Below are 22,606 nucleotides of genomic sequence, written 5' to 3'. Positions count from 1 at the left end.
GAGTTCGACTGCGAAGCATGGACTTAATACACTTTGTGTCCCAGATAGTCTGGGTGCCTCCTGTTAGCCTGTCCCATGACTTTACACAACGCATTTGCTCTTAATTTTTTTCGCGGCCCCGGCGAGATACGTGCCCTGGCAAGAGACCTTGACTGGTCAAAGACGCCGTTAGGCCCTGTCTCCGCCTGGCCGCAAAGTCTTCGCTCGACGGTCCGTACACTTCTTTCCTCCCAGTACCCCATGATCCTTACCTGGGGGCCTGAATTTACTCAGATCTATAACGATGCTTATGCCAAGCTGATCGGCGACAAGCACCCCCAGGCGCTCGGTGATGATATCCGTATCACCATGGCGGAAAACTGGGACACTCTTGGCCCCATGATCGAGCGAGTCATGGAAACCGGGCAGGCCAACTGGACTGCAGCCCTCCCCCTACTGATGGACAGATCGGGCTATCGGGAGGAGGCTTACTTCAGCGTCTCCCATGCGCCTGCTGAAAATGACGAAGGGATTATTGTCGGCATGCTGGCCGTGTGCAGCGAGGTGACTGTACAGGTTGTGGGCGAGCGTCGGCTCAAGCTGCTAAGTGATCTTTCAACACAGGCTGGCGAGATTCGGAGTGTTGAAACCACCAGCGAAGAGGTTGGAAAAGCCCTGGCAAGTGACCTGCTGGACCTGCCTTTCGCCCTGCTCTATTTAAGAGGCCCTGAAGAAACTCTGAATCTGGCTGCCGCCACGTCGATCGCTCCTGACAGTATCCATGCCCCGTCGACCCTACCGATAGCTTATGACGCTGCCAATCAGCCTTGGCCACTCACGCAAGCCCTGGCCGGACAACCCCAAACCCTTACAGGACTATCCAAAACATTAGGACTGCACGGGGGGCTCTGGCAGGACCTGGTCGATTGCGCACAGGTCATTCCAATTGCTGGTGAAAGTGATGCCGAGCCATTAGGCGTTCTGGTTTTGGGCATCAGCCCCAGCCGTGCACTGGATGAGGCCTATAGAACATTCATTACACTGGTGGCGGGCCAGATCTCAATGGCGCTGCGTAATGCGCGTGCTTATGAGCAAGCACAACAGCGGGCCGAGATGCTAGCCGAGCTAGACCGGGCTAAAACGCAGTTCTTCTCCAATGTATCCCATGAGTTCAGAACACCGCTAACGCTTATGCTGGGCCCTCTTGAGGATCTGCTTGGCAAGCCGACCCTGCCCCCTGAGGTTCGGGATGAATTGACAGTAGCGCACCGTAACGCCCTGCGCCTGTTACGCTTGGTCAACACACTGCTTGATTTTTCACGGGTTGAAGCAGGCCGCTCTAAAGCACGCTTTATCCCTACGAATCTGGCATCCTTCACAACAGACCTTGCAAGCAGTTTTCGCTCAGCTATCGAACGGGCAGGCCTTCGCTTTGAGGTCATCTGCCCTCCTTTACCAGAGCCTGTCTTTGTCGATCGGGAAATGTGGGAAAAGGTTGTACTCAACCTGCTCTCCAATGCATTTAAATTTACATTTACCGGCCAGATTCGCCTTGAGTTGAGCTCAAACGAGAACCATGCCCAGCTCACGGTAGCGGATACAGGCGTTGGCATTGCAGCCGAGCACCTGCCCCGTCTCTTTGAGCGCTTTCACCGAATCGAAGGTACAAAGAGCCGATCCTATGAGGGCTCAGGCATTGGCCTGGCACTGGTGAACGAACTTGTAATGCTGCATGGCGGCTCGGTATCAGTAAACAGCCTGCCAGATCAGGGGACGGTATTTACGCTTAAAATTCCCTTCGGTAGCCAACATCTTCCAGATGAGTCCATTCATGACGTCTCATCCGATTATGACGAAGGTCCAGGAGCCGCCCCGTTTGTAGAGGAAGCCTTACGCTGGTTGGCGGATGACACCCAAGCTTACCCATTGGAGTCATCCACAGCCCAGGCGGTAACGGTTGCAGCTAAACACTCCACGAAACGGCGGGCCCGCATCGTACTGGCCGACGATAATGCTGATATGCGTGCGTATATCCAGCGCCTGCTTGAGCCTGATCACGACATCATAGCGGTCGCCGATGGAGCCATCGCGCTTGACGTGGTAAGACAGCACGGAGCAGACCTGTTACTAACCGATGTAATGATGCCTATTCTGGATGGGTTTGGCTTAGTACGTCAGCTACGTGAGGACCCTCTGCTCAAAACACTGCCGATTATCATGCTTTCAGCACGTGCAGGCGAAGAAGCCAGTGTGGATGGATTGGAATCCGGTGCAGATGACTACCTTGTCAAACCGTTCTCCGCTCGGGAGCTCAAAGCCCGGGTTCAAGCCAGCCTTGAGCTTGCGCAACTGCGTCGCGAAGCCGAAGAACAACTGGCCCAATCTCGAAAGATGGATGCAATTGGTCAACTGACCGCCGGCGTGGCGCATGACTTCAACAATTTGCTGGCTGTTGTCATCGCATCACTGGATCTCATGGCGCTACGGGCTACTGATGAGCGTACCAGCCATCTGCTGAAGAATGCCCAGCAGGCCGCTGATCGAGGCGCCAAACTGACCACACAGCTTCTGGCTTTTTCACGCAAGCAGCGCTTAAACGCACGCCCGGTCGACCTCAATACAATGCTCCTGGGGATGAAAGAGCTGCTGCATAGCACCTTGGGTGGCACTGTCGAGCTGGTCATGGACCTTCAGCCGGGCCTCTGGATAGCGCAAGGCGACTCCAACCAGCTTGAACTGGCGATCTTGAACATGGTTGTGAATGCACGGGATGCCATGCCCAGCGGCGGAACGCTAACCATCCAGACGCAAAACGTAGGTCCCTCGGATACTCACCCAGCCTCGTTAGGCCGAGGCGAATTTATAAGCGTCAGTCTGACGGATACTGGAGAGGGCATGTCTCAGGATGTGCTTAGTCATCTGTTCGAGCCCTTTTTCACGACCAAGGCCCAAGGCAAGGGAACAGGGCTGGGCCTGGCACAAGTCTACGGCACCGTCCGGCAGTTCGGGGGAGACATTGAGGTCCGGAGCCTGCCAGGTAGAGGCACACGGATCTGCTTTTATCTGCCCCGTACTTCAGAACCGGTACAGGCCATGACTGAGCCAGTAAAGGTAGGCCTCTCACCTGCAGTCCCGCTACGGATCCTGCTGGTAGATGACGACGCCCAGGTACGCCGCTCAACCTCCGCCATGCTAACAGAGCTAGGATATGAGCATATCAAGGCGGCAAGTGGCCAAGAGGCCATACAGCAGCTGCAGGATAGTGAGGGGATAGACCTGCTTCTAACCGATTACGCCATGCCTGGCATGACAGGTATGGAGCTGTGCAAGCAAAGTCTGGGCATAAGACCGGAACTCAAAATGCTTTTAATGACGGGGTATGCCGACTCAGCCGCACTACCTACAGGCAGCCTTACCGTGCTAAACAAACCGTTCACATTAAACCAACTTGCCGACACTATTATTAATGTCGTAAGTCACAAGCAGAAAATCAAACTCAACTAGATATTAGTTACGCCCCACATAAGCAAACCCCTCAAGACAGGCTCTATCTTGAGGGTTTCAGAATATCGTTCTTATTAAACATACCGCATGAGACTCTTGAGCACGCTTAGGTAATTAATCAAAAGCTCTTTTTACAGGCAATATATAACCTCGACCCATCAAACAGGGTGGAAAAAGTATTTTGCTTTTATTCTTATGCGGTAAAAGCCAGACGGCTTGAAAGAGGCACGATCAGGTCAGTAGCGGCGTTTCTTGGGCAGCACGGCTGATATCTTCAATGATTTGTTCTTTTTGTACTTCAGTCAGCGAATTCCACTGCTTTTGGGCGAAGACAGTAAGAGTGAATACGATATAAACCGAGAGAATGCCAATCACCAGCCACTCCATGATCGATACGCCCTCTCGACGACGCTTCGATGCATCTTCTTTAGTTCTCACGTTAACTCCATATAAAGTAAATAAAAATCGATTCAGCGGCCTGAAGACGCAGACTAATTATCTGGCAGTCACATCAAAAGGCAGCAAGCTAACTAATAGGCGCAAAATACCTGACAAGCGGTTATAAAACAGTCAATTGACTGCAACCGTTTATTCCTGTCGCTAGGTATCGGTATCAGGCGCTATTTCTTGATAATCACAGCGGTCAATTCTTGACTTGGCGTCATGTCAAATGGATGACTTGTTCTGACGTCAAGGAAAACTGGCTTTCCCAGTATGTACATGAGCCGCGTGGCTATTTCGGTGGTCAGAAGATAAAGGCAATATCCAGCCTTTCAACGCGACACGCAGCCGCACTTCTCTCTAAAACTCGGAACCCTACGAGATGTTGTTGTGCTTTATAGAGGAGACTAGGTTCTGTCTGAAAAATATTAAACCGCCATCATGAACGGCCTGAAGCACTTCCCTAACTTATTGATTTCCGTAACGGTAAGAAGCTAAAAAGGAGCTATAGGGCCGGTAACAAGACTTTTCAGACAGACCCTAGATGCCAGCTCTATACAGCAGGACCTATCGCTCAATAATGCCACGCCAGAACACCGACGACCTGGCCCATAGCCTCTTAAACACACTTCTGAAGACTACGGCCGAAAGAAGCATCCAAACCAGTTCCGCTTTAATGGAAAGGGCTTCCAAGAGCAATTCGCCTCCTGCGTCATCTCGTCTCCGTCATGTATTAATGCTTTTGACCAGACGTGGCAGGCTCTCATTTGAGCCGCTACGGTCCATTAAGATTTGACCTTATCCATCGAGTGCGCAACCAGATTTAGCAGTAGGGTGTCCATCCTTTATCTCCATGCAAGGAATGACCATGACTTGTTGCCTGTTCGATATCAATGAAACACTGCTGGACCTGGCAGGACTCGATTCCGTTTTCTTCCAGGTTTTTGGCTCCTCTACAGCGCGCAGCGCCTGGTTTGCCCAAACGCTACAGAACGCCATGACAGCTACCATTACCGGTCCCAGTATTTCTTTTGAAGAAGCCGGGCAGGCAGCCCTGACCATGCTGGCGCAGCGCGAACGTGTCCAGCTGTCCGAAGCCGATCGCCATAGTGTAAAGACAGCCATGCGCATGCTGCCAGCGCACCCTGATGCTGAGCTTGCACTCGAACAGTTACGCAACACTGGTGCACGGATTGTGGCGCTCTCTAACAACGCCCGTGAGCTGGTGAATGCCCAACTGTCTGCGGCTGGACTGCGTGCTTATTTCAATGACGTTCTTTCTGCTGAGGATGCCCATACGCTAAAGCCTGATGCTCCGGCTTATCTTCAGGCAGCTAAGGCCATCGGTGAAAAGCCGGAAGCGCTTTGGCTAATCGCCGTTCATGCCTGGGATATTGCCGGTGCGCAACGAGCAGGCTTCAAGACTGCCCTGGTTTCCCGTACTGCTCAGCAGGTGCCAAGTCCACTAGCACCCCCTACAGTACAAGGCCCTAACCTGATAACTGTCATACAGCAGATACTGACAATAGAATCTGCATGAAGAGATGTTTCCGTATGTTGCTGAATTTGCAGCAGATCATTCTATTAGGGCCTAGCGTTAAAGGGATAAGCAGAGATCACAGCAAAACTGTATACCCATGCGCATCTGTCGCAGTTAGAAAAAAATTGTAGAACTTTGCAGACCTCAGCTGTGTCAATGAAACCGTAATGTTGATGTGGCTATCAGGTGAGGCATATGGATAATCCTTTTCAAGTTATCGCTGCGGCTTTCGAAGCTGATTACCGCGTCAACTTCCGTATTGAGCGAATGGATGGAAGTGTCACACTGACGCTTTCTGACGATACCGGCACAAAAGTGCGCCGCTTAATTACCAAAGAACAGTTGCATACTCCCAAGAAACTGGACTGCGTGATTGATGGAATCCGTCTGGGTATGGCGATTGACAGTGGTCATGGCGTACCGCAGTTACTGGCCTCTTTATCGCCTTATAAGACGTATTCGATTTCCCGTTGAGTGAGCAGTGGCTTCATGTCTTTACCCAACAGCTTGGGCACCTCAAGTGTTTACGATCTAGCAGATTCGATCGGCGCCCCCACTGCTCTTGGCACAGCAATCCCGCTGACTCATGCTGCGCAGCAGCAGGCGCAGCAAAATACAGTCATCACCGACCCGGTCATGACCACACGTTACACATTGGCTTGCGATGAGTTGATGAGTGCACTGGCTCCTCTTCAGGTATGGCCGACACTACCTGACGTGCAGGGAGCGTTTTCCTTTAGCGTGCTTGATCTATATGGGCGCGTTGCCTACCGTTCACCTCGAATTCGGCACGCACAATACAGCGAGCCTGGCTCACTGAAAGGTACTGTCCATGCAGCCCGACGTGCGTTAACTGCACAGGGCATAGGCTTCCCGGTCTGGGATATAGGCTTGGAAAAACCGGACAGTTGCCCGGAGGAAACGACAGTCCCTGCAGATCTGCCTTGCAAGGACTGTCGCTTGATGAGGTGTAAGTACTAAGGCCTATAGCCAGACTTACATTTAGCGCAACAGCAAAACTCGCTCAAGGCGAGTTTTTTCGTTCTAAATCAAGCAGACACGCAAGGTTCAGCAGGCAAAACCTGCTGAACCTTGACTGAGTAAGCGCAATGCAACGCTGTCATGGACAGGTGCCAATGCCTCAATCAGCGTAACGCATTACGGTCGCTCCCGTGGCTCGCAAGGTAGCCAACGATTGCGGTGCCAGCGCGCCAGCGCGAAGCGAGACATCCTTGCGCATATCATCGATCACAATCTGCAGTGCGCGATCATCGCTTAGCTGGCGAGCGGAGATTACACGAGTCACTCGTGCATCGCTGCCCAGGTCCTGTACACAGAACACAACACTTCCATCAGGACGCGGTTCTGTTACCGAACATTCGTAGGTTGGAAAGGCAGTCATCAGTTTTTCAGTTGCGCTATTCATCATTCCCCCATTCATTAAGTATTTTTACGTTTTATGAATGCGATGAGAAAGACAGTGACTTGGAAGCCAGAGTTCACACGAAAAACTTGAAATTCATGAAAAAATGCAATAGAAGTCGCGATCCTGCTGCTATCAATACGCCATCCACTAAAAAAATAGGCGATTTAAATCTTTCAGAGCAACATTGACCCAGGGCTTTCTATCCACAAACCGCCATGACTGGGGTTAACTTTGCATCAAAAAGGCTGCGATCTGTTCACAGGTGAATGGCCAGTTCAGCTCCCGTCTACTCTCAATATGACGCAACACGGGAATCCGCAGACTATACTGTTCCGGCCCTTCCTCCAAGGTCATGATATCAACAACCTCGACTAGCAGGCCGTGCTCCACGAATGGCATCAGCACCGCTTCAGCGTCATGACAAAGGTGACACGCTGCCGTAACCAGCAGCTGACAATGCGGGCTCATGACGATCTCCCAACAAGAAAAACCCTTTTAGTATGGTCGAGACTCATCAGACGAGGCATTGATGTGCCTCAATAAAGTTTGTGCAGGTTCATTTACACTTTGTTTATTCGGCAACTCGGCTTCAATGCGCCCCAGAGGGAGACTAACAATCATCGCGTGGTCGACTTTACTGACGTAACCTGACTGTGAGGCCTGGCGTGTTCATCGACCTTCTCTTATTGTTAGCAGCCTCCCTGGTAATTATCTCGCTGATACGCCGAGTCGGGCTACCGCCCTTGCTAGGATACCTATTTGTAGGTCTGGCTCTGGGCCCGAATGCCCTGGGGTGGGTTCAGCCGGATCAATCACTTCCCTTGATTGCCGAAATGGGCGTCGTGTTTCTGCTTTTCATGCTTGGGCTGGAGTTTTCCCTGCCGCGCATGCTGGCATTGCGCCGGGTCGTCTTTGGATTGGGAAGTCTTCAGGTGCTGCTATGCAGTATTCCTCTGGCTCTTGTGTTGAGTCTGCTGGGCGCCTCGCCTGGAACCGCAACGCTATTAGGTGTTGGACTGTCGCTTTCCTCGACGGCTATCGTGACACGAGAGCTTTCGACACTGGGTGAGGTCCTGGCACCACACGGACAGAACACCATTGGCGTCCTGCTCTTTCAGGATGTGGTTGCGGTTCTTCTCCTGACTCTGATACCGGTCTTCAGCGGAAATGGCGAAACCGTATGGTACTGGGCCCTGCCCCTCACCCTAGGCAAGACCGCCGTGCTGTTCATGGCCTTGCTGGCTGCCAGTCGATGGCTCCTACCACCACTGTTTCGTGAAATTGGCAGCTCCCGCTCCGCCGAGCTCTTTTTATTGCTAGCCCTGTTTATTGTCTTACTTACGGCCTGGCTAACTCACCTGATGGGACTCTCCATGGGCTTTGGCGCCTTCCTGGCCGGAATGCTTTTAGGCGAAAGCCATTATCGGCATCAGATTGAAGCGGACCTGCGCCCTTTCCGGGATGTGCTCTTGGGGGTGTTCTTTATCAGTGTTGGCATGCTGATCGATATACAGGTTGTCATACGCCAGCCCGGCTTTGTACTGCTATTGGTGCTGGCGCTGGTTGTTCTAAAGGCGCTCGTAGTGGCTCTGATAGTCCGAGGTCGTTTTGGCGACAATGCCACGGGATGGCGTACAGGCGTGGCGCTTGCCCAGGGCAGTGAGTTTTGCTTTGCACTGGTAGCGCAGTCCAGGCAGGAAGGCCTCGTAGACGATATGTTTTCCGGGGCGCTCTTGACGGCTGTTTTTCTCTCCATGGCCCTTGCACCGGTATTACTGCGTAATGCTTCGCAACTGGCCCGATCAGTAGGCCTGTTCAGTCCAACACAGGCCTCAGATATCGCCACTGCCAGCGCAGACCTCTCCAGACACGTCATTATTTGTGGCTTTGGCCGGGTAGGTCAGTCGATTGGCCGACTACTGAATCTGGAGAAAATCCCGTTCACTGCGCTGGATAACGATCCTGTTCGAGTCCAGGAAGCTGTCGCTATAGAGGCAAGCGTGCACTACGGTGACTCCAGCCGTACAGAACTCTTGGAAGCCGTGGGCATTGCCCGAGCGCGCTTGCTGGTGGTTGCAGTAGACGACCCGTCCCGAGCGCTGGCTATCGTTCGTCTGGCGCGCCAGCACCGGACCGACCTGCCTATTCTGGTGCGCACGCGAGACAGCAGCCTGAATGCCGACCTCCGCTCAGCAGGGGCCAGCGCGGTAGTACCTGAACTGCTTGAGTCGAGTCTGATGCTGGGGTCTCAGGCGCTGCTTCTCCTGGGGCTATCCGAGCGTCATGTTCAAGAGCGTATCGACACTGTCCGCCGCGAGCGCTACAGCCTGCTACAGGGCTATTACCAAGGTGCCCAGGCCGATGTGCTGGATGCCCACCGCAACAGCCGTGTCCTGCTGCATGCAATTTACCTTCCCGACAATGCCTATGCGGTGGGGCGATCTCTAGATTCACTGGAACTGGAAGCATTGGGGCTTAGCCTGGAAACCATCCGACGTGCTGGTATGGAGCTGACGATTACGCCGGAACTACACCTTCACGCCCACGATACCGTATTGCTTAAAGGGCCTGTCGGCGCCTTGGAACAAGCTGAGGCCCGGTTGTTAGCCGGCATGTCATGAGAGAGCGACAAACGGAACCTTTGCCGCCCAGACGGGTTCGAACCCGCTGAAGCAAATGAAATTCAATCTTTCACGATCTTTGCAAGGAGTATCGATATGACAATGGAAAGCGTTCTTCCACCTTCTCAGGAAGACCAAACCGGTTCCAGCTCTCAAAAGCAGACTCACCGTGAAAACTTGCGTAATGTTCAAAATGCAATCACTACAGAGTTTTCTGCACTGATCGCGGATGCCGAGCGTCTGCTCAAGGGTTCGTCCTCCTCCTCGAGCGAGCAGATGGATGAAGCCCGTGGCCGCCTGACCGATACCCTGGCCCGTGCCCGTGAAACACTCAAGGCTCAGCAGTCCATGGTATACGACCAAAGCCGCGCAGCCGTTCAGACCACTGAAGAATATGTGATCGAGCACCCGCTGAAGTCCGTAGGCATCGCAGCCGGTATCGGCTTTGTAGTAGGCCTGTTATTCACCCGTCGCTGATAAAGGAGTGGGATGAATGGACGTGACACCGCCGACTCCCCATGAGATACCAGACGAAGCGCCCAAGCCGTCCCTAAAGCGAATGGCCGGTGCGGCAGTTGGCCTGGTCCAGAGTCATCTCGAATTGCTAGGTATCGAGGTTCAGGAAGAGAAGGTTCGTACCTTCAAGTTGTTCCTGCTAACCGGCCTAAGCCTGATTTTCGGTTTGCTAGTCCTGGTGGGGCTATCGGCGGCCGTCATCATTGCGTTCTGGGATACTCATCGCCTGCTGGCAACCCTTTTACTCTCAGCCGCTTATGCCGTAGCCATGGCACTGTGCGTCTGGAAGGCCATGAGCCTGATAAAGGGTAATCCTCCGTTCCATGCCACGCTCGAAGAGCTGGCCCGTAATCGGGAGCGCCTGTTGCCATGAACCAACCTCTAACGGCGGCCGTCAGCCGCCAGAAGCGCAAGGAAATGGTGCGGCTGCGTATGGAGCTGTATCGCCAGCAAATCGTGTACAACGCCGAGCCTTTGCACAACCCACTCGGGACCTTGAAAGACATGATCCGCCCAAAAGATGTAGCTACTCAGTCCAAGGGCCCGTTGATCATTGGCGCAACGCTGCTGCTATCGTTGTTTGGCAAGCGCTTGGGGCCCATTGGCCGTCTGGCACGCGTAGGCCTTGCGGTCTATCCGTTTGTCAAACGTTACCAAGCCGCACGCCAAGGTCAGCATACCCCTCAACAGGGGCCTCACCACCCCTACCCTTGAGGAGACTGGCGCACGGACGCGCCAGGCATCAGCTCTACACCTGGAAAACATTGGCCGCATTCTTGCGAGAGAAAAGGGACATCCCTTTTTTGTGTCAACCGCTGGTTGGCCGCTCCAACAGGAATGAATGTGCTCACAGGACATCCCCTCGCCTTTTTCCAACCCTTCATCGACACGGCTACCGGGCAGATTGCCGGTATTGAAGCCCTGGGTCGCCTACGTCAGGCTGACGGTAGTTATCGCTCTGTAGGTCCTTTGTTTGCTTCACGCAAAGTTTCATCGCTGGACCTTCGCCAGCTGGATCGCGATATCCGCGATAATGCGTTGAGTCGCTTTCGGGAGGCACCGCCAGATTGGTTCCTGAGCCTGAATATTTCACCTCGCTGGATCAGCCGCGCTCCGGCCGATCAGCCTCTGCCAAGCCTCAGGCAAGTCGAGCGCTATGGCATTGACCCGCGACGTATCGTGTTCGAAATTACCGAGTTAACAGGAAATCAACAGCGTTTGCTGGAGGTAGTCCGCCGTTACCGTGCCGCAGGCGCACGAGTTGCCATTGATGACTTTGGCGCAGGTTACTCACAATTGGATCGGATAATGGATCTGGCGCCAGATATTCTTAAACTCGATATGCGCTTGTTTCAAGCCGCCGTCCGAGGCGGGCCGAGCAGTGAAGTCGTCAAGGCAATGGCTCTAATGGCCGAAAAAACCGGCTGCCGGATCATTGCTGAAGGGGTTGAAACAGAGGAAGAGCTGGAGTTTGCACTGGAATGTGGCGCGCGCTATGTGCAGGGCTTTCTTTTTGCGCAGGCTAGTGAGCAGTTTCAACAGGCCGATGCTTACCTTGAGCGCTTCGCGGCATTACGAACACGTTATGTGCAGCACAAACTGCAAGAACGCTCCAGGCTCATGGAGCTGCGCCAGCAGTTGTCGCGCTTCATTCAGGATGTACGGTCTTGGGCAGAGGGGCATTCAATGATCAGTGCCCTCCCTCTCCCCCATGACTTACCCTGGCTGCTGCGCCTGTATCAGTGCGATCGTCATGGCACCCAGATCACCCCAAATCTTGAGTGGAACGGTATGTTCTGGCAGGAGAACCGCCGCTACCTGAATCATAACTGGTCATGGCGCCCCTATTTTTACAGCCTGCTCGCCGAAGGTATGGATGAACGCCGCCTCAATCTTTCCACCATTTACCGCGATGCTACCAGCAACCAGTACTGCATAACGGCAGGTCAGTTCATTGCTCAAGGACAACGGCCTCTACTGATCGACATTGACGCCTCGTTCCTGACGGAGTCTTAGTCACAAAACACCTGCTGACTTAAGAAGGTCTATCGTATAGGCAATGCCCCAGTATCACCTATAGGCACAAGCCTGCTAGGTTACGTCACACGAAAACCGTTGTTGCGAGGTAGGCCTTGGACTGGCAAACACTTCTAACCCGCGAACGCCTTGGCAAGGCCGTGCACAGCACTGCCGAACTAGGCCGCAGCCCGTTTCATAAAGATCACGACCGCATCATCTTCTCAGGGGCCTTTCGCCGCCTGGGCCGTAAGACACAAGTGCATCCGGTCAGCAGCAACGACCATATCCATACTCGTCTGACTCACAGCCTTGAAGTCGCCTGTGTGGGCCGCTCGCTCGGCATGCGTGTGGGCGAAAGCCTGCGCCATCAGCTGCCGGATTGGTGCGACCCCAGCGATCTGGGTGTGATCATACAGTCAGCGTGTCTTGCGCACGATATTGGCAATCCGCCGTTTGGGCACTCAGGCGAAGATGCTATCCGCCATTGGTTTGCCCAGGCAGCCGGCCGTGGCTGGCTGGATGACATGAGCGATATCGAGCGCGATGATTTCCTGCACTTCGAGGGTAATGCTCAAGGTTTTCGCGTCCTGACGCAGCTGGAATACCACCAGTTCGATGGAGGAACCCGCCTTACCTATGCCACGCTCGGAACTTATTTAAAGTATCCCTGGACGTCCCGCTACGCCGAGGCACCCGGTTACAAGAAGCATAAGTTCGGCTGCTACCAGAGCGAGCTGCCGCTGCTTGAACAGATTGCCGACAAGCTGGGCATTCCTCTGCTCGGCGAGGAGCGCTGGGCCCGGCATCCATTGGTTTACCTCATGGAAGCCGCCGATGACATCTGCTATGCCTTGATCGACCTGGAAGACGGTCTGGAAATGGACCTGCTTACCTATGCTGAAGTAGAAGCGCTGCTGCTCGGCCTTGTGGGTGACGACCTACCCGAAACCTATCGTCAACTGGGACCCCAGGATTCGCGCCGTCGCAAGCTGGCCATCCTGCGTGGCAAGGCTATTGAACATCTGACGAATGCCACGGCACGCGCGTTCGTCGAACAGCAGGACGCCCTGCTCGCTGGCACATTGGAAGACGATCTGGTCGAGCATATGGATGGTCCTGCCAAACTATGCGTGCAGCGCGCCAAGGCCATGGCTCGTGAAAAGATTTTCCAGGACAAGCGCAAGACGCTGCATGAGATCGGCGCCTACACAACGCTCGAAATCTTGCTCAATGCGTTCTGCGGCGCAGCCTTGGAACAACACCGTGGACGTGAGCCGTCCTTCAAGCATCGCCGCATTCTGGATCTTTTGGGCAATAACGCACCGGACCCAAACTGGCCCCTGTATCGCTCATTCATGCGTGTGATCGATTTTATCGCCGGCATGACGGACAGCTATGCCACCGAAATGGCGCGCGAAATGACCGGCCGCTCAAGCCCCGTCTGATAAAGCACTCAGCCGCTCACCGTTGTGAGCGGCTGAAGACTTTACTTTGCGCTCGAGCAGTTTCCCTGGGCAATCTGACTTAGCATCAGCAAGGATGACGAGTAATAATCTTCCTGCTCAAGCACTTCCCGTTGCAGCGGTTGCAGCTGACCATCAACCAGCGCGCGAATACTCAGCACGCCCCAGGATGCAGCATAAGGTGCAACCTCGCCAGACATCAGATCGATCCATGCGGGCGGTGAAGCTGGGTCCTTGCTGTGCCAGAACGTGCTGACGGCGCCCCACTCGTCCTCTCTACCCATGCCTGCCCAGGCACCATACAGCGGTACGCGAACAGCATCGAATCCAAAACGTGACGGCCAGCCCTGAGCAGGCCTCAAGGTGCCAGCGGCATCCATGACAATCCAGTCAGACGGCAGTTTAGCCTCACCGAACCGTGCTGTTTGGATCAGGCGCTTACCACTCTCGAACAGCTCAGTCCAAGGCCCCTTTGGATCGACACGCGTAAAGGCTTGCAGTGCTGGAAATATCCAGTACGACAGGTTGATAACCGTCCCATCCGGGCGCTTGAAACCCTCAAGTCCTGGCAACAGTATTGTATAACCCGGCTCCCGTTGGACCAGATGCACCTGGATCGCCTTGCGGATACTTTTTGAAGCGTTTGTATAGGCAGATTCGTGCCAGCGCTCTCCGGCTCGTAGCAACGCCCAGGCAATAAGCAGATCGCCATCGGATGCGTTATTACGATCAGTCACTGCTGGCTTTGCCTGCGGGTCGTACCGCCATGAGAACAAACGATCCTCACGTTGCAGCGTTTTTTTCGTCCACTGCCAGAGTCGGTTAAACGTCCTGCGATCACCACTGGCCTCGGCCATTAACATCGCATAACCCTGGCCCTCGGAATGACTGATGCCTTGGTTGCCTGTGTCCGTAACACGCCCGTCTGCTGTTATGAACCGCTGCTGGTATACGCCCCAGCCATGCTGACAGCTCAAAGGTTCAGCCAGGGCCGCTGTGGTGGTCAGGCAAAGCGCGGCCAGGGTTGCACATCCCCACCGTTTAACCTGCACAGCAAAAGACCAATGCACCCTTAGGTGATTCGCCCAGACCCACCTGTAGGCGCGGGCCTTCACCCTGCGCCTGGAATATGCACTCATACAGCCCCTCCAACACAGCAGCCCGGCTCTCGCCCCAGCGCTCGGAACGTTCCAGCATAGGATAAGCGCCATGCTCGATTTATATAGCCTTGCCCTGCGCACTTAAACGGACCCAGCCTTAACCCATGGCCTTCCAGTGTTTGTTGAGAAATTTCTCCAACACCTGCCTTGGTCTGCTTACCCAGGCTGTATTCGAGTTTAGCCTCAGTATTGAGCGCGAACCTGCTATCGCTGCTGCCCTTGTACCGAGCGCCGCTGACATAGCCCTGCCCTTCAAGGAGCGCCATGCTCGACTGCAGGGCCTTCCCGGGCGGAAGTGGTCTTCAGTGGCATCGAGAAAGGCCCAGCCGAGCGCATGATGCGTCTGTATCGATATCGATGTCTCAGACTGCTGGTTCAGGTTTTCGTCATTAAGGCTGTTAATGTAGTCGAGTGTTGTGCTTGTTCAGGACAGAAATCATCTGTATAGCCATTTGCCGTTTACTCGATGCCTAACGAACAACCGATCATTACTTTTGGCGATATTTGTCACATCATAGAAGCCTGCCAGATAAATGGCCTTTTAGTTCGTACAGATGGAAAGCTGACAGCACGTGATAGTCATTTCACGCGCTGTATTGGCTAAAAACCGGTTTGCTGCATAATGTCTGCTTCTTGTAATAGATCGCCCGGCTATTACCTTTTCATCTCGGCCCGGCCTTCTTTTGGGGTTTTTAATGCTGAAATTTTTCCGCTCCGTTTCGCTGGCGTTAGGCCTACTTCCTCTTGGTGTACCTGCGCTGACCTACGCTGATACCGCTATGCTACCTCCCAAGGTGCAGCAGATCATGCAGAAGAACAAATTGGCCAATGACGAGCTTTCCCTGGTCATGATTCCACTGGATGCCAACGGAACCGCTGACTATTACAACGCTGATGTTTCCGTTAACCCAGCGTCCACCATGAAGCTCATCACTACGTTTGCTGCGCTGGAGCTGCTAGGCCCTACCTATCAGTGGAAGACAGAGTTTTACACCGACGGCCAGCTCCATAACGGGATACTCAATGGCAACCTGTATCTCAAAGGCGGCGGCGACCCAAAACTGAATATGGAAAAACTCTGGTTGATGATGCGTGATCTGCGCGCCAACGGCGTTACGCAGGTCAATGGTGATCTGGTTCTGGATCGCGGCCGCTTCATCAAACCCGAACTGCCAGTCTTTAACGATGACGGCAACGATGAGAACAAACCTTTTCTGGTAGGCCCGGACGCTCTGATGGTTAACCTGAAGTCGGTACGCATGGTTATCCGCGCCGATGACGGCAAGGCCAACGTCTCGATGGATCCGCCGCTGACCAATGTGCGAATCGAAAACCAAGTTAAGGCTGTAGGTAAAGGCAAGTGCCCTGCCTGGCCGGAAATCCGCTTCAGCCCAGTTACACAGGCCGACGGCACCGCCCTTATTGTGACGGGAAACCTCCCTAGCGGCTGCAGCGCTCAGAGCTACCTGTCCCTGCTGGATCACCCAAGCTACACCGCAGGTGCCGTGCGCGCTATCTGGAAGGAGCTGGGCGGCACCATCATGGGTAAGGATCGTGAAGGAACTGTACCCAAGAGTGCCGAGCTGCTGGCCCGTTCTTTCTCGCCGGATTTGGTCGAGATCATTCGCGACGTCAATAAATACAGTAATAACACCATGGCGCGGCAGCTGTTCTTATCGATTGGTGCCCAATACCGTACCAGTGCAGATGCAAATGATGGTGTGGCAGCACAGCGTGTGATCCGTCAGTGGCTGGCCCGTAAAGGCATAACGGCTACCCATCTGGTCATGGAAAATGGCTCAGGACTGTCCCGCGATGAGCGCGTCAGTGCTCGGGAAATGGGTCAGATTCTTCAGGCCGCCTGGCAAAGCCCTTACGCCTACGAGTACATCTCCTCGCTACCGATTGCCGGCATGGACGGCACCTTGCGCAAGCGTTTGAAAAACACGCCCTTGATCGGGCAGGCGCACATGAAGACAGGGACACTCAATAACGTACGCGCTCTGGCTGGTTTCAGCCGAGACGCTACTGGAAGAACATGGGCTGTAGTAGCAATCCTGAACAGTAGCCGCCCTTGGGGAGCCTCTACAGTGTTGGATCAAGTTGTAATAGATCTGTACAACCGTACCAGACAGGACAGCACTGCCGTCCGCTGAGAACAGCAACGACGGGAGGGCGCTTAGCCCTCTCGCTCCCAGGCGCAACGTGCCCGCAGATCGTCTTCCTGCGGGCTATGGAAGCCCTTTTCCGACTCCCAGCGAAACGTATGGGTACCGTTCAGCCCTGTTTCCAGATGTACTATGGCATTGGCCCAGTACAGGCGCTTGAGCAAAGCTTCGAACTCCTCGACCCACAATTTCCATTCGTACTCGACGCCTTCGTAACTGGCGCCAAAGTGAATGACTTGCGTTCGATAAAGTCCTGCTCCAGCTTGTTCGCACTGGCTGAACATCTCTTTCCCCAGAAACGCCCAGGTGCCATGAGGAAGATTGGAGAGGACACGACGGTTCAATGCTCGACGCATCCGGCGCTCCATGGAGTCGCTCGTCGGCCAATCCTTGATGTAGCCATACACAATGGATTCCGAATCCACGGAACACTCCCTCTTCAATACTCCTTTGGCTTTTATCACAGCCGCTTGGTCGGTTGAATCTCGTACAGCACCTGAATGATCACTCCGTGATGCAAGGCACTGAGACGAGTGAATAAAAAGGGGTGGTGCAGAAAAGATAAAACCAGAGCAAGCAGCGCTTGGCTCTGGTTTTATCTCACAACTGACATCGGCAAGGCAGGCCGGTAACAAGAACCCTACCCTGTTGCACCTCTTTGGGCAAGAATTTTCTCCGACGCACCAAGCAAGGGCAAGAAGGCAGGTAAAGCCAACCTTAGAGCATTATTAACCTGTTGATAAACAATACTTTTTAGTCTTGAGCAGGTAATGCTAGATCATTCCTAACAAAAGCAGTACGAGCAGTACAACCAGCAGTGCCCCTACGATCCCGGATGGACCATATCCCCAGCTACGCGAATGCGGGAACACAGGTAAACCACCAATCAGCAGAACAAGCAGCACCAGAACCAATATAGTCGTCAGCGACATGATGTATCTCCTTATAACCGCTATGGGAATCCACTGCACAGGTCGCTTCCCATGACCGAGACCCTGAAGTCGCAGAATAAGAAGAAAGCGTACCTGTACTATCGGACTGCTATCCCTTGGGAAAAGTCCTGCAACCGTTTTGCTTGTTGACCGGGAGCACACTATTGCGCCTGATCAATACGGCTTGGGTACCGGACCTTTCAATAGCTTTAGAAACATCAGCGAAACCGTTTGTGCATCTCCAAGAGCGGTATGCCGCCCCGTGACCGGTATATCCAGCGCACGTGACAACGTGTCAAACCGTAGATCCAGATGCACATCAGGAAATAAACGGCTGACCTTGCGATGATAGAGGGCTGATACCTCGATCCGGGGGTTTGTCAGCCGAGGCATTCCATAACGCCTAAAGTGACGATTGAGCACTGCAATATCGAAGGATACGTAATAGCCGAGCAGCGGACGATTACCGATAAAGCCGCGCAAGTGCTCTAGAGCCTCCCTAATATTGAGCTGCCCCTCCAGATCCATGCGACGTAGCTTGTGAATGCGAATTGACTCGGCATCCAGGCTGGGCGGCGGCTCGACATACAGCTCCAGGCGCTCCCCCACCAACATCTTTCCCTGGCGAATGAGTACAGCACCAATACTGAGAATATCGGCTCGCCGTGGATCAAGGCTGGTAGTTTCCAGATCCAGCGAGATGATTTCATCGGCTTTCATGGGGTCATGCCGCCACCAATGCAGGCGCTGCCGCCAAAGTGGCCAATGTAGATCAGGTCTTGATATGTACACGGACATCAACGGGTATCCAGATGAAACTGACGTCCCAGGGTTTGCTTGAATTTTTTGACAACATGCAGGCTGAAACGCAGCAGGTCGCGTTCTGCTCGACTAAGCCTTGAGACATCAAGGCCTTGCCTCAGTCCGCTTCTGTCGCCTGCCAGTTGCTGGGACAATCGTAGCTGCACGAACAGCTCAAACGTCTCGGCAAGGTTATCGGCCATATGTTGATCCAGCACGCCGTGCTTACCCAAGACCTGCAACCTAGCCAAAGTACCACGCACCATGAGCCCTTTGCGCAGGGCCAATATTCGAGCGCCATGAACAATGGGAAACAGACCGCCACGTTTGATATCCAGCCGCTCGCCCGAAGTCTTAAGCCCACCAAACAGCGTCAGTGGTGTATCGAACTGCAAGGCAGCCAGCGCCATATCACTCAACCAACGCTCCCCCTGGTCTGACCAGGTGCTCAGCTGCGCCTGTATACTGCTGAACCAATGCTCATTACCCGCCACAGGATAGGCATCCATCAGGATAGACAGCCGTAGCAATTGCTCAGGGCGCCCCTCCTGAGCCGCAGTCTGAAGCTCATGCCGCCACTCACTCACAGACTTGCACCACAGCGCATTTGAAGCCATTACACCACCAGGGCATTGTGGGTAACCAAATCCCTTGAGCGCCTCATTGAAGTGAGCCATCCAGGTCAGAGCATCCTCGCTCGAAATGTCATCCGCGTGGATCAGGGCATTATCCTGATCCGTTTTGAGCAATTGCTCCCCTCGCCCTTCGCTGCCCATGACGACAAGGCAACATCGGGAGCGAAAGGCCGCAGGAACACTCTGTTCGAATACCCGCGCCAACAATTGCTCGTTAAGTGCGCTAACCAACTGCATGATAAAGCGCAGCCGGATGCCGTTACCCTCCAAGGTAGCAATCAGGGTATCCAGCGTTTCGGCTGCTCGCTGCAGCTCATCAAGCGTTTCGGCGCGGGCAATGCGCAGTGCCAAAACGTGAGAATGGGTAGAAAACAGGCTTAGCACCTGCGTCAGATGCAGCAGGCCAACCGGTTGACTGCCCTGCCTGACCACCACCCGCTCAATACGCTGGCGGGTCATAAGGATCATGGCGTCAAACAAGAAGTCCCCCAGCTCTACAACAGCCAACGGCTGGTGTGCTAGCGTCCCAACAGGCGTATCGTCACTCAGCCTTCGCTGGAAGTGGGCGGCCATCAGATCTGTTCTCGTTACAATGCCGAGGCCTTCAAAACCGCCCTCGAGCCGAACCAGCAAGGCATCAGCCCCGACCTCCAGCTGTGTACGAGCCGCCTCGCCCAATGAAAGGTCAGCGCTGACTTCTACAGCAGGCAGCAAGTGCTCGCGAGCGATGCGGGTCAGTATGAACTCCGCCAGGTTCTGTCCATCCCGGCGCGCCAGTTGCCGCTTGGCCGCAAGGCTCGCCTGAAAGTAACTGGCAAACGGCGCATTACGCTCGCACAGTTCGTGAAACATCTTGGCGTTGAGTTCGTAGACGATGCTTTCTTCAACAGCCCGGTAGGCATGTCGGGTCTGACCGGCAAACAGGCCTCGCACATCAAAGAGATCGTCTGGCCCATAGTGGGCAAACAATTGGTCGTCTTTGCCGCGTTCTTCGACTACGCCCTTTAGCACGATATAGAGCGCAAGCGTGGTGCTACCCGGCTCGATCAATGTCTCGCCCGGCACGTAATACCCGACCGATAATGCCGAGCGAAGCAGGTTGCGTTCGTACTCGCTGAGCGTATCGAACGGCGCTGCTTCGAAGTTGAAATTATCCGGCATGAAACGAATCGCCTGAAATGAAAACGGCAGGCCCAACTGGACCTGCCGATTCAATACGACTTAGTGAGCCGCTGCGCCGGAAGCGCCGAGGCCAGTCTGGGAGCGAACAAATTGCGAGAAGAACCGGGCACGCTCTTCATTACCCGCAGTGGACTTGTCGGTGATCGAGAAGAACCAGATACCGATGAAGGCTACGAGCATGGAGAAGAGTGCCGGATACTCATACGGGTAGATCGCCTTTTCATGCCCAAGGATGGTAACCCAAATGGTCGGACCCAGGATCATCAGACCTACGGCCGTAATCAGCCCCAGCCAACCACCAATCATGGCACCACGTGTAGTGAGTTTCTTCCAGTACATCGAGAGTAAGAGTACCGGGAAGTTACAGCTGGCTGCGATGGAGAATGCCAGACCCACCATGAAAGCGATGTTCTGCTTCTCGAACAGGATACCCAGGCCAATCGCAACTACACCCAAGGTAATCGTTGTGATTTTGGAGACACGCAACTCGTCCTTCTCGTTGGCATTACCTTTCTTGATCACACTGGCATACAGGTCGTGGGAAACCGCCGACGCACCGGCCAGCGTCAAGCCTGCCACTACTGCCAGAATGGTCGCAAACGCTACTGCCGAGATAAAGCCCAGGAAGATGCTGCCGCCAACCGCATTGGCCAGATGCACCGCTGCCATATTGTTACCGCCAATCAGGCCGCCTGCCGCATCCTTGAATGCCGGGTTAGTGCTAACAAGCAGAATCGCGCCAAAGCCGATGATAAAGGTCAGGATGTAGAAGTAACCGATAAAGCCAGTTGCATAGAACACGCTCTTACGAGCTTCTTTGGCATCACTCACCGTGAAGAAGCGCATGAGAATGTGCGGCAGACCTGCTGTACCAAACATCAGCGCCAGACCCAGAGAGAAGGCTGAGATTGGGTCTTTTACCAGACCACCAGGACTCATAATGGCCTCACCCTTGGGGTGAACGGCAATGGCTTGGGAGAACAAGGCATTGAAGTCGAAGTTGACTGACTTCATCACCATGATAGCCATGAAGCTTGCGCCTGAAAGCAGCAGTACCGCCTTGATGATCTGCACCCAGGTAGTGGCCAGCATACCGCCAAACAACACGTACATGACCATCAGGATGCCGACCAGAATCACTGCAATATGGTAGTCGAGTCCGAACAGCAGTTGGATCAGCTTACCGGCACCTACCATCTGGGCGATCAGGTATAACGCCACCACCACCAGCGAGCCGCAGGCCGACAGCGTACGAATTTCCATTTGCTTTAGGCGATAGGAGGCTACGTCGGCAAACGTATATTTGCCCAGGTTACGCAGGCGTTCGGCTATCAGGAACAGGATGATCGGCCAGCCGACCAGAAAGCCGATGGAGTAAATCAAGCCATCATAGCCAGAGGTAAATACCAGCGCGGAAATACCTAGAAAGGAGGCGGCAGACATATAGTCGCCTGCAATCGCCAAACCGTTCTGAAAGCCGGTAATGCGTCCGCCGGCGGCGTAGTAGTCAGCCGCTGAACGGTTGCGCTTGGAGGCCCAATAAGTGATCCCCAATGTTCCTGCTACGAAAGCAACAAACATTAAAATGGCGGCCACGTTCAAAGGTTGCCGTTGAACAGCGCCGGTCAAAGCATCCGCTGCCCAGGCAGTCGGAGCGAACAGGGCCAGTCCCATTACCGAAGAAAGAGGCGCCTTCATTATTGGACCTCCTTCAAGATGGCACGGTTGAGCTGGTCGAACTCACCGTTGGCACGGCGAACGTAGACACCGGTCAGGATAAAAGCAGAAAGAATCAAACCGACGCCGATCGGAATGCCCCAGGTGATTGGGCTATCCGGGTTAATGCGAGCACCCAAAATGTGTGGCGCAAAGGCGATGAGCAGGATGAAGCCGGCGTAAAGTCCTAACATGATCAGGGAAAGCAGCCAGGCAAAACGCTCACGCTTGGCAACCAGTTCTTTGAATTGCGGATTTTGTTCTATCCGCCGGTAGATGCTGTCGTTCATTATTGTTGTCCTCACAGCGTGACGGGGATCGTCGACTTGTACTCTAGGCTACCAGTACCTGACAGCCAGACGACTTTAGTCGTAACCGGGAAAAAGAGTTGTTTCAAAGGGCTAGGAGCAAGGGCTTGAATACACCAGCCAACAGCGTCTTTGAGACCGCATAGTCAGCGCTACAAACGGACTGACCATAAGCCGAACATGCTCGTTTTATTG

22 protein-coding genes are annotated in these 22,606 nt (G+C 54.0%); 11 read left to right on the top strand and 11 right to left on the bottom strand.

Annotated elements, in window-relative coordinates:
* The first annotated feature begins 75 nt into the window (after positions 1 to 75).
* On the top strand, positions 76 to 3,483 hold the full coding sequence (locus tag IEX86_RS08790) for an ATP-binding protein (protein WP_188865747.1): 3,408 nt from the start codon (positions 76 to 78) through the stop codon (positions 3,481 to 3,483).
* A gap of 231 nt (positions 3,484 to 3,714) precedes the next feature.
* On the opposite strand, the gene IEX86_RS08785 is transcribed toward IEX86_RS08790, so the two are convergent.
* On the bottom strand, positions 3,715 to 3,921 hold the full coding sequence (locus tag IEX86_RS08785) for a hypothetical protein (RefSeq protein WP_188865746.1): 207 nt from the start codon (positions 3,919 to 3,921) through the stop codon (positions 3,715 to 3,717).
* 871 nt (positions 3,922 to 4,792) lie between these two features.
* On the opposite strand from IEX86_RS08785, the gene IEX86_RS08780 reads away from it, so the two are divergent.
* From IEX86_RS08780 to IEX86_RS08770, 3 genes are all read left to right on the top strand, one after another.
* Positions 4,793 to 5,464 (top strand): haloacid dehalogenase type II, encoded by a 672-nt coding sequence (locus IEX86_RS08780; protein ID WP_188865745.1) that lies wholly within the window; start codon positions 4,793 to 4,795, stop codon positions 5,462 to 5,464.
* A 195-nt stretch (positions 5,465 to 5,659) separates the two neighbouring features.
* Positions 5,660 to 5,938 (top strand): DUF3509 domain-containing protein, encoded by a 279-nt coding sequence (locus IEX86_RS08775; protein ID WP_188865744.1) that lies wholly within the window; start codon positions 5,660 to 5,662, stop codon positions 5,936 to 5,938.
* A 15-nt stretch (positions 5,939 to 5,953) separates the two neighbouring features.
* Positions 5,954 to 6,445 carry a hypothetical protein gene (locus IEX86_RS08770; RefSeq protein ID WP_188865743.1) on the top strand — a complete coding sequence of 164 codons (492 nt, stop codon included), beginning with the start codon at positions 5,954 to 5,956 and terminating at the stop codon, positions 6,443 to 6,445.
* Positions 6,446 to 6,605: 160 nt separating this feature from the next.
* On the opposite strand, the gene IEX86_RS08765 is transcribed toward IEX86_RS08770, so the two are convergent.
* Both IEX86_RS08765 and IEX86_RS08760 read right to left on the bottom strand, forming a co-directional pair.
* A complete protein-coding gene (locus tag IEX86_RS08765; protein ID WP_037029624.1) occupies positions 6,606 to 6,893 on the bottom strand; it encodes a DUF3509 domain-containing protein in 288 nt (95 codons plus the stop codon).
* Between the two features lie 222 nt (positions 6,894 to 7,115).
* Complete coding sequence (locus tag IEX86_RS08760; RefSeq protein WP_188865742.1) at positions 7,116 to 7,358, bottom strand: glutaredoxin family protein; 243 nt, start codon at positions 7,356 to 7,358, stop codon at positions 7,116 to 7,118.
* 197 nt (positions 7,359 to 7,555) lie between these two features.
* Between IEX86_RS08760 and IEX86_RS08755 the strand changes: the two genes are divergently transcribed.
* The 6 genes from IEX86_RS08755 to IEX86_RS08730 all read left to right on the top strand — a co-directional run bounded on the left by IEX86_RS08755 (position 7,556) and on the right by IEX86_RS08730 (position 13,491).
* A complete protein-coding gene (locus tag IEX86_RS08755) occupies positions 7,556 to 9,511 on the top strand; it encodes a monovalent cation:proton antiporter family protein (RefSeq protein ID WP_188865741.1) in 1,956 nt (651 codons plus the stop codon).
* Positions 9,512 to 9,607: 96 nt separating this feature from the next.
* Positions 9,608 to 9,988: an ElaB/YgaM/YqjD family protein gene (locus IEX86_RS08750; protein WP_188865740.1), complete on the top strand. Its 381-nt coding sequence runs from the start codon at positions 9,608 to 9,610 to the stop codon at positions 9,986 to 9,988.
* 16 nt (positions 9,989 to 10,004) lie between these two features.
* Positions 10,005 to 10,400 (top strand): phage holin family protein, encoded by a 396-nt coding sequence (locus IEX86_RS08745; protein WP_188865739.1) that lies wholly within the window; start codon positions 10,005 to 10,007, stop codon positions 10,398 to 10,400.
* The gene (locus IEX86_RS08740) at positions 10,397 to 10,741 is read left to right on the top strand and encodes a hypothetical protein (RefSeq protein ID WP_188865738.1); all 345 of its coding nucleotides are present in this window, start codon (positions 10,397 to 10,399) and stop codon (positions 10,739 to 10,741) included. Before IEX86_RS08745 ends, IEX86_RS08740 begins: the two co-directional genes overlap by 4 nt.
* Positions 10,742 to 10,870: 129 nt before the next feature.
* A complete protein-coding gene (locus IEX86_RS08735) occupies positions 10,871 to 12,043 on the top strand; it encodes an EAL domain-containing protein (RefSeq protein ID WP_188865737.1) in 1,173 nt (390 codons plus the stop codon).
* A gap of 116 nt (positions 12,044 to 12,159) precedes the next feature.
* Positions 12,160 to 13,491: a deoxyguanosinetriphosphate triphosphohydrolase gene (locus tag IEX86_RS08730; protein WP_188865736.1), complete on the top strand. Its 1,332-nt coding sequence runs from the start codon at positions 12,160 to 12,162 to the stop codon at positions 13,489 to 13,491.
* 41 nt (positions 13,492 to 13,532) lie between these two features.
* Here the strand turns inward: IEX86_RS08730 and IEX86_RS08725 are convergent, their stop codons facing one another.
* On the bottom strand, positions 13,533 to 14,561 hold the full coding sequence (locus IEX86_RS08725) for a family 8 glycosyl hydrolase (RefSeq protein ID WP_188865735.1): 1,029 nt from the start codon (positions 14,559 to 14,561) through the stop codon (positions 13,533 to 13,535).
* Positions 14,551 to 14,706 carry a hypothetical protein gene (locus IEX86_RS08720; RefSeq protein ID WP_188865734.1) on the bottom strand — a complete coding sequence of 52 codons (156 nt, stop codon included), beginning with the start codon at positions 14,704 to 14,706 and terminating at the stop codon, positions 14,551 to 14,553. Before IEX86_RS08720 ends, IEX86_RS08725 begins: the two co-directional genes overlap by 11 nt.
* A 658-nt stretch (positions 14,707 to 15,364) precedes the next feature.
* On the opposite strand from IEX86_RS08720, the gene dacB reads away from it, so the two are divergent.
* Positions 15,365 to 16,825: a D-alanyl-D-alanine carboxypeptidase/D-alanyl-D-alanine endopeptidase gene (gene dacB, locus IEX86_RS08715; protein ID WP_188865733.1), complete on the top strand. Its 1,461-nt coding sequence runs from the start codon at positions 15,365 to 15,367 to the stop codon at positions 16,823 to 16,825.
* Between the two features lie 23 nt (positions 16,826 to 16,848).
* Here the strand turns inward: dacB and IEX86_RS08710 are convergent, their stop codons facing one another.
* The 6 genes from IEX86_RS08710 to IEX86_RS08685 form a co-directional block, all read right to left on the bottom strand.
* Positions 16,849 to 17,262 carry a hypothetical protein gene (locus IEX86_RS08710; RefSeq protein WP_188865732.1) on the bottom strand — a complete coding sequence of 138 codons (414 nt, stop codon included), beginning with the start codon at positions 17,260 to 17,262 and terminating at the stop codon, positions 16,849 to 16,851.
* A 348-nt stretch (positions 17,263 to 17,610) separates the two neighbouring features.
* Positions 17,611 to 17,769, bottom strand: a complete 159-nt coding sequence (locus IEX86_RS08705; RefSeq protein WP_188865731.1) for a DUF3309 family protein — start codon at positions 17,767 to 17,769, stop codon at positions 17,611 to 17,613.
* 174 nt (positions 17,770 to 17,943) lie between these two features.
* Positions 17,944 to 18,567, bottom strand: coding sequence for a 3'-5' exonuclease (locus tag IEX86_RS08700; RefSeq protein WP_188865730.1), 624 nt, complete (start codon positions 18,565 to 18,567; stop codon positions 17,944 to 17,946).
* The gene (locus tag IEX86_RS08695; protein ID WP_188865729.1) at positions 18,567 to 20,366 is read right to left on the bottom strand and encodes a DUF294 nucleotidyltransferase-like domain-containing protein; all 1,800 of its coding nucleotides are present in this window, start codon (positions 20,364 to 20,366) and stop codon (positions 18,567 to 18,569) included. The genes IEX86_RS08700 and IEX86_RS08695 overlap by 1 nt, the downstream gene beginning before the upstream one ends.
* A gap of 60 nt (positions 20,367 to 20,426) precedes the next feature.
* The gene (locus tag IEX86_RS08690) at positions 20,427 to 22,085 is read right to left on the bottom strand and encodes a cation acetate symporter (protein ID WP_188865728.1); all 1,659 of its coding nucleotides are present in this window, start codon (positions 22,083 to 22,085) and stop codon (positions 20,427 to 20,429) included.
* Positions 22,085 to 22,393, bottom strand: coding sequence for a DUF485 domain-containing protein (locus IEX86_RS08685; RefSeq protein ID WP_188865727.1), 309 nt, complete (start codon positions 22,391 to 22,393; stop codon positions 22,085 to 22,087). The genes IEX86_RS08690 and IEX86_RS08685 overlap by 1 nt, the downstream gene beginning before the upstream one ends.
* Between the last annotated feature and the right edge of the window lie 213 nt (positions 22,394 to 22,606).

The organism is Pseudomonas asuensis, assembly GCF_014646755.1.
Lineage (GTDB): Bacteria > Pseudomonadota > Gammaproteobacteria > Pseudomonadales > Pseudomonadaceae > Chryseomonas > Chryseomonas asuensis.
This window is presented reverse-complemented; position numbering and strand designations above follow the sequence as displayed.